We start from the raw sequence: 1,817 nt of genomic DNA, 5'->3' as shown, positions 1-1,817 counted from the left end.
AGATTGCGACGATGCTTTGTGTGTCCTAAGTCCTAAATTTCATCAAACCCTCTAAAATTTTACCGCTTCGTAGCGCGTGAATAGACTCAGGGCAAATTTTGTTTCGCTATTAGCGCGACAACGCGTGCCTTTTCTACTCACTTAATATATCAAGAGCCGCTTTTAATTGCTCTTTAAAGGTTTCTCTTAGATCTTTTGGCTCTAAAATTTCTATATCGGGAAGCCACTTTTTTATAAATGGCAATATCTCCATATCCTGAGTAAAATCTATGCTAAAAATAATGCTACCATCATCTAGCTTCTTTTTAAATTTTTGAGTTGGGAAAAATAGCTTCATGCCCTCCTTAAAATATATAGCCACTTTCGGAGAAGCTTTTAATAGCGCTATTCGCGTTGTCTCTGACGGTAAGCTCATAGCATTTTGTATTTTATTAAAATACGTTTCATATTCCTTTAAGATCTTTCCTTCGTATTTTTTTGAGCTTTTGCTAAGCGATACAATAAAAGCCACTCTTAAAAGCCTAAAATTTCCATCAGCATCCTCGATAGCCAAATACCAATTACTGTCGGTAAAAACTATTTTTAGGCATTTTGCATCGATTAAATTCTCCATTTCACCGATATATTTATACTTGATATTTCGGCATTCTTTATTTTTAACGGCATTTCGAAGCTCGCTCAGATATCTTTTACTTAGCTCGTCTTGCAAAACCTCAAAAGGATTGGTTCTAAATAAAAATATGTCCGAATCTTCTTTTAATTGTTCAGATACCTTCTCTTTTTCATGTTTATCTAAATCGTTAAACAACCTAGGATCATTTTCGTTTAATAAACTAATTAACCAGCCTAGATCATTGCCATATTCTAAAAGACATTTTAAAACGCCGATTATATCTTTGTTTTTGTCATATACTCTTAATACTTTTACCGGTCTCTTGCCATGCCCTATGAGCTTGCTTTCTATCCTAAAAGCGTCTGGAAATAGCTTGTCGATTTCGCCCATATACCTTCTAAGCGTTCTTTCCTTAATCCTTAACTCATCTAAAAGCCCTGTATCGGTAAGATAAATTTCTTGCTTTGCAACTAGCTTTTTTAAAATTTCAAAGATAACTATCGTTTTATTGTCTGCATCTGATGACATTATAACTCCTCATATTCTCTAAATCTTGCGTGTTTAAACTCTCGTTTAATCACGACTTTGCCGTTTTCTACCTGCTCGCTTACGATGCGGTTAGTAGTCGCATACACGGCTATCAAACCCATATTTTTAGCAAACCTTATCATATTATAAGTCGCTCCGAAATCACCCTGCACCAGCAATATGTCTCCCACTTTTGCTTGCTTTTTGAGTTTATCTTTATATGTTTCAACAAATTTTATTACGCTTTTTTCAGACGGATCGATATCGCTCCACATCGCATCGGCTATATTTACGAATTTATCGACATTTAAATTCTTCCTCGCGCCTTCTTCTTGCTCCGACGTCAAGGTGTGGTTTATCAACGTAAAGAAGGTTTTCATTTTTTTGGCGGTCTCTTTTGTAATTTAAAATGTATTTTTCCCATTACTTTAACCTTTTCTATATATTCCCATATATTATCAGTGCTACTTTGTGGATTAGAATTCGACCTTCGATCTCCATCCATAAGTTTATGAGCAATATTAACCCTAATATTGTTTATTTCAAAATATATTTTCGCTGCTTTTTTATGTTCAGAATTATAGTTTTCTTTTTTACATTTTCCTAAAGTATGCTTAGCATCCTCTCTTGCATCTCTATCTGCAGGGTCTTTACCATTTTGTTCGCATATTAAGCT

The 1,817-nt window shown here is 34.5% G+C and carries 3 protein-coding genes; all 3 read right to left on the bottom strand.

Going from position 1 to position 1,817, the window contains the following annotated elements; genetic code table 11:
• Positions 1-133: 133 nt before the first annotated feature.
• Positions 134-1,141, bottom strand: coding sequence for a WYL domain-containing protein (locus Q0095_RS05020; RefSeq protein ID WP_297881940.1), 1,008 nt, complete (start codon positions 1,139-1,141; stop codon positions 134-136).
• Complete coding sequence (gene csx20, locus Q0095_RS05015) at positions 1,141-1,521, bottom strand: CRISPR-associated protein Csx20 (protein ID WP_297881938.1); 381 nt, start codon at positions 1,519-1,521, stop codon at positions 1,141-1,143. Before csx20 ends, Q0095_RS05020 begins: the two co-directional genes overlap by 1 nt.
• On the bottom strand, positions 1,518-1,817 hold a 300-nt coding region (locus Q0095_RS05010; protein WP_297881936.1), incomplete at its 5' end, for a hypothetical protein. The genes Q0095_RS05010 and csx20, both read right to left, overlap by 4 nt.

The sequence above is a fragment of the uncultured Campylobacter sp. genome, from assembly GCF_938045535.1.
In the GTDB taxonomy this organism is placed as follows: Bacteria; Campylobacterota; Campylobacteria; order Campylobacterales; family Campylobacteraceae; genus Campylobacter_B.
This window is presented reverse-complemented; position numbering and strand designations above follow the sequence as displayed.

What these genes read in the sequence shown, in the direction of transcription:
- csx20 (WP_297881938.1), bottom strand. Translation starts at nt 1,521, where the DNA reads ATGAAAACCTTCTTTACGTTGATAAACCACACCTTGACGTCGGAGCAA.
- Q0095_RS05020 (WP_297881940.1), bottom strand. Translation starts at nt 1,141, where the DNA reads ATGTCATCAGATGCAGACAATAAAACGATAGTTATCTTTGAAATTTTA.